Source organism: Labrys sp. KB_33_2, assembly GCF_052114505.1.
GTDB lineage: Bacteria > Pseudomonadota > Alphaproteobacteria > Rhizobiales > Labraceae > Labrys.
The window spans coordinates 1-4,787 of sequence record NZ_JBFREW010000048.1; the positions used below are offsets into that span (position 1 = coordinate 1).

The window sequence follows — 4,787 nt, forward strand, 5'->3', positions numbered from 1 at the left end:
TGCACTGGGCTTGCATGATTTCGACGAGGCTATCCAACATTGATGGGTTGCGGGCTGTTGCAGCGCTGGCGGTGTTCGTCCAGCATGCGGGCGGCGATGTGCTGCGCGCAAGTTCTGCGGCAATGGCGCTGCACCCCATTTTCGAGGCCATGACCGGCACGGTCGATCTTGGTCGTTTCGGCGTGGTTTTGTTTTTCCTGATCAGCGGCTTCGTCGTTCCGTTCAGTTTGGGAGGCGACAAGCCTCTCAGGCGCTTCGTGCTTTCGCGCTTCTTTCGCCTCTATCCGTGTTTGTGGCTGGCCCTTGTGGCCCTCACCCTATTGTCATGGAGCAGGGGCACGCCGCCGGACCTGGCCACGATTGCTGCGAACATGACCATGGCGCCTGGTCTTTTTGGCAAAGCGTGGCTGTCCAACATCTATTGGACGCTTTTCATCGAGTTGCTGTTCTACGTCTCGACGGTGATCCTGTTTGCGCTGGGATGGCTGTTTCGGTGGCGGGCGGTGTTGGCGGCAGGACTGCTGTTGGTAGCCTCAACCCTCGTGCCCATCATGCTGCGTCAGCATTTTGGCCTCAACCTGCCGGCACAATATGTCGGCATCCATCTTTCCATTCTGTTCAGCGGTCTGCTGCTGCGCATGGCGCTCGTCGAGCGCGAAGGAGGAGCGGCTTGGGCGGCGCTGATCCTGTTGACGGTCCAAATCCTGTCCGTCGCTCTGATCGGCGCCTTTTCGGTGGCACGCAATGACGGCTTTGCGGGCACGTCCGTGGGACCGGTGCTGGCCGCCTACATCCTGGCCATGGCTGTCTTCATTCTCGCTGCCAGGAGCGGTCGGCCTCATTCGGCGATTTTGGCCTTCATCGGCATGATCAGTTATGCGATCTATCTCTTCCACTGGATCGTCGGCGAACTCGTCTATGCCATCTGGCCCCTGACAGGCAGCTGGACGGACCTGCGCATGATCACCATGAGCCTCGTCCTGACGATCGCCCTGTCTTGGGCGATCTACGAGATGCTCGAAAAACCAATGATGCGCTTGGGCAAGAGGCTTTCAAGAAGAGGAAGCGCGCCCGTGCTCGACGAGCCGGCGCGGATCGATATGGGGCAGCGGCTCGGCTAGGCCTTTTGGTGATCCGCCAGCAGCGCCAACACCCCGACGGCATTGAGAAGAAGGAGTTCCGGGTCAAAGCCTTTTCGTCGCAATGGTGCGGGCATCGAGGCGCCCATTCGGTCGAAACGGCCTATGAGTTTCAATACTTTCAAATAGATGGAGGCGTCTTCCGATCCAGGCTGGTCGGCAGGCGCCCTGGCGGTGAAATCTCCCTCCAGGCGGGCCAGCGCTGCGCATGGAGAATTGTTCTGGTTCATGATGATGAAGCTATCGGTGCAGGTGCATGACAGCCTGGAGACGGTCTCGAAGGAATGGCCTGTCTCGCCCGCGGATGCTCCGGCGAATGCACGCTACCACGTCTTCCAGACGCTGACTTTCCTGCGTGTGTGGTGGGATACGTTCGGGCGGGGCGCAGCCGTCACCCCCTGCCTGGTGGAAGTGCGAGACGCCGAGGGCCGCCCCGTGCTGTTTGCGCCATTGGGCTTGTCGAAACGCAAGCAAGCAAGGATCCTGACCTTCGCGGATGCGGATGCCGCCGACTACAACGCCCCGATCCTTTTTCCCGTCGATCACGAATGGACGCGGGAGCGGGCGGCCGAGCTTTGGCGCCTGATCGTCGAAGCGCTTCCCGCCTTCGATCTGGTCACCCTATCCAAGATGCCCGAGCAGGTCGGTGGTCTCACCAATCCGCTCTACCTCATCGCGGATGCCTCCAATGACGTCGCCTGTCACGGCACCAATCTATGTCGTCCATGGCATGAAATCGACAAGGCCGTTCCCTTCCGCAAAACCCTGCTCAAGAAAATGCGGGGGCTCGAGCGTATCGGGCCCCTTCGCTATCTGGTGGTTGCCGACGAGCAGGATCACGATGGCGTACTCGCCTTTGTGCTGCGTCAGAAGCAACGTCGTTTCGAGGAGACGAAAGTCCCCGGTTTCGATGCCGATCCGGAGAAATATGCTTTCTTCCACGAGGGGACGCGTTCCTTTGTCGACGCCCGCATGGTGCATCTGGCGGGACTGAGGGTTGGAGACGAGATCGTCGGTGCCATGTGGGGGCTCGTCCAGGGCAGGCATTACTACGCTATATTGATCGGTTCGGAAGGAACCGAGTGGGCCAAATATTCCATCGGCCGCATTGTATATTACAAAACGCTGGAATGGCTTCATAAGGCCGGATTTGAATATATGGATCTTGGCATCGGGGACGAACCCTGGAAGCTGGATCACTGCGATACGACTGTCCCTCTTGCCCAGATGACCGTGATCCGCACCTGGCGGGGGCGCTGGTATAGGCGCCGCATGCGGGCCCTGGAATCCCTGCGCCAAACGCTGCTCTGGCGGAAGCTTCGTCCCCTCAAATGGGTGGTCTTGCGCTGGCTCGGGCAGTCATTCGTTGGAAATACACAAGGTAGGCGCCGAGGTTGAGCATGACGGATTTGTACGGGACTGAGCTGGCCTCCGACGCATCTCGGGCACAAATGCAGCACACCGATATCGTGATCATCGGCGCGGGACTGGCAGGCGTCAGTGCCGCCACAGCCTTGGCGCGCAGGGGCTATGACACCACGCTGATCAGAGCGCGTGACCATCATCCGCCGGATTTTCGGGCCGAGAAGCTCGGTGAGAGCCAGATGGAGCTGCTGCGCAAGGTCGGCCTTGAGGCAGCCGCCAGCGCGCAGATGACAGCTTTCGACGGGGTCTGGCTCTATCGTTTCGGCCGCAGGGTGGAGCAGGGGGGCGAACGCGAATATGGCAGCGACTATGCCGATCTCGTCAATGCACTCCGCAGTGCGCTGCCGGCGGAGGTGCGTTCGGTCGTCGCGAAAGTCACCCAGATCGACTGTGGTCCGGATCATCAGCGTGTCATGTTGTCGGATGGCCGCAGCTATGAGTGCCGGCTGGTGATCGTGGCAACCGGGCTGGGCGATACCATCCGCAAGAAGATCGGTGTCGACAAGCAGGTGGTCAGCCCCGCCCACAGTCTGTGCTGCGGTTTCGATCTGGTACGCGCGCGCAATGACTTCCCGTTCCCGTCCCTGGTGTGGACCGGTGAACGGTTCAATGATCGCATTTCCTATCTCACCTTGTTCCCCATCGGGGACAAGATCCGGGCCAACCTTTTCGTCTATCGCGATTTTGCGGAGGAATGGACGCGCCGTTTTCGGGCAGAGCCGCGCGAAGGCCTGCGCGAGGTGGTGCCGAATCTTGAACGAACCTTCGGTTCGATCGAGGTCGTCGGGCCGGTCATCACCCGCCCTATCGATCTTATGCGCGTGCGCAATCATCAGCGGGACGGGGTGGTCCTCGTCGGCGATGCATTTTGCGTGGTGTGCCCGATAACGGGCACCGGAATCGACAAGGCACTGACGGATGTCGATCGCCTATGCAATGTCCACATTCCGCGCTGGTTCGAAAGCCCAGGCATGTCCTCGACGAAGATCGCACAATACTACGCCGATCCGGTCAAGGTCGCCCGCGACGAATCCGCCATGAAGATGAGTCTGGAATCCAAGAGCATCAAGACCGATCCGAGCTTCTACTGGGCGTTGCGGCGACTTCGCAGCCGTACGCTGGGGCAGGCCCGTTATGCGGTGAGAAGGCTTGTTGCGCGGCAGGAGCCCTCCACAGCCTGAGGATATTGCGCTGGAGATTATTGGTGCTCGTGGCGGGGTCGATGTGACGGACCTTGGCGGGAATGAAGGAAAAAGGGTTTGAGCCAATCCATGAACTACGCGGTACGGAATGTTTCCATAAGCGCCATCGGCATGGTTTTTCTCGTGCTTGCCTGGGTGAAAAACCGGCTGCACGGTTATTCCACGCCCAATCTGGTGGCCTCGGAGGATGTTGACGGCAAGGTCGAATACGCTGTCCACACAGCAGGGGCGTGGCGTCGCTATCTTCCCTCGACCATCCAAATCAAGGGGCGGGACGTGCTCGAACTCTGCCCGGGATCCTCGTTGGGCACCGGCGTCGCTCTCCTGGGCATGGGGGCAGGGTCCTATCGGGCGGTGGATGTCTTCAGGCTCGCTTCGACCGATGATGGCACCCTCTTCGACAAGGTGCTCGATCTTCTTGCGCAAGACCACGAGGCGGCAGACATCGAGCGGGCCCGTTCGCTGGTGAGATGGCCCGATGGTCATTTCGACTATCGCGTCGACCGCAGCTTCGACATTCCCGCTCTGGTGGATGGTCGCAAATTCGATCTGATCGTGAGCTGCGCGGCGTTCGAGCATTACGACGACATCGATGCAACCATCGCCAACATCTCGAAGGTGGCCCGCCCCGGTTGCGTTGCCGCCCACATCGTCGACTATCAGACGCATTCGCGCTGGGTTCGGGAACACGACCCCAACAACATCTATCGATATTCGGAAAGCCTCTACCGGCTTTTCTCCTTTCCCGGCCAGCCCAATCGCCGGCGCCCGCTCGATTATGTCAGGGCTTTCCAGGCCAATGGCTGGAAGAATGTTCGGGTGATCAAGGCCCAAACGGTCCCACTCGCCGATCTCGCCCGCCTGACCTCCGGCATGGCCTCGCCCTTCGATCGTCCCGAAATGCAGATGGACGTTCTGGCCGGCGTGGTGATCGCCGAATATCCCTGATGGAGTACCTGGAGCCGAGCGCAGCGCTCACGGTTCTCGCTCGATCACGAAATAGGTCGTCGGACCATCTGGC

The 4,787-nt window shown here is 60.3% G+C and carries 5 protein-coding genes; 4 read left to right on the forward strand and 1 reads right to left on the reverse strand.

Annotated features, from left to right (window positions below; genetic code table 11):
• Positions 1–1,121, forward strand: a 1,121-nt coding sequence (locus tag AB4037_RS34300; protein WP_441774623.1) for an acyltransferase family protein, incomplete at its 5' end; no start/stop codon positions are given.
• Here the strand turns inward: AB4037_RS34300 and AB4037_RS34305 are convergent.
• Positions 1,118–1,369 carry a hypothetical protein gene (locus tag AB4037_RS34305; protein ID WP_441774624.1) on the reverse strand — a complete coding sequence of 84 codons (252 nt, stop codon included), beginning with the start codon at positions 1,367–1,369 and terminating at the stop codon, positions 1,118–1,120. The two genes, AB4037_RS34300 and AB4037_RS34305, sit on opposite strands and share 4 nt — an antisense overlap.
• Between AB4037_RS34305 and AB4037_RS34310 the strand changes: the two genes are divergently transcribed.
• From AB4037_RS34310 to AB4037_RS34320, 3 genes are all read left to right on the forward strand, one after another.
• Positions 1,368–2,537, forward strand: a complete 1,170-nt coding sequence (locus tag AB4037_RS34310) for a GNAT family N-acetyltransferase (protein ID WP_441774625.1) — start codon at positions 1,368–1,370, stop codon at positions 2,535–2,537. The two genes, AB4037_RS34305 and AB4037_RS34310, sit on opposite strands and share 2 nt — an antisense overlap.
• 53 nt (positions 2,538–2,590) lie before the next feature.
• Positions 2,591–3,745 (forward strand): FAD-dependent oxidoreductase, encoded by a 1,155-nt coding sequence (locus tag AB4037_RS34315; protein ID WP_441774626.1) that lies wholly within the window; start codon positions 2,591–2,593, stop codon positions 3,743–3,745.
• 78 nt (positions 3,746–3,823) lie between these two features.
• Positions 3,824–4,714, forward strand: a complete 891-nt coding sequence (locus AB4037_RS34320; RefSeq protein ID WP_441774627.1) for a methyltransferase domain-containing protein — start codon at positions 3,824–3,826, stop codon at positions 4,712–4,714.
• Positions 4,715–4,787: the final 73 nt, after the last annotated feature.

Excerpts from the sequence above, each read along its gene's own strand:
- AB4037_RS34315 (WP_441774626.1), top strand. The coding sequence starts at position 2,591 with ATGCAGCACACCGATATCGTGATCATCGGCGCGGGACTGGCAGGCGTC.
- AB4037_RS34310 (WP_441774625.1), top strand. The coding sequence starts at position 1,368 with ATGATGATGAAGCTATCGGTGCAGGTGCATGACAGCCTGGAGACGGTC.
- AB4037_RS34305 (WP_441774624.1), bottom strand. The coding sequence starts at position 1,369 with ATGAACCAGAACAATTCTCCATGCGCAGCGCTGGCCCGCCTGGAGGGA.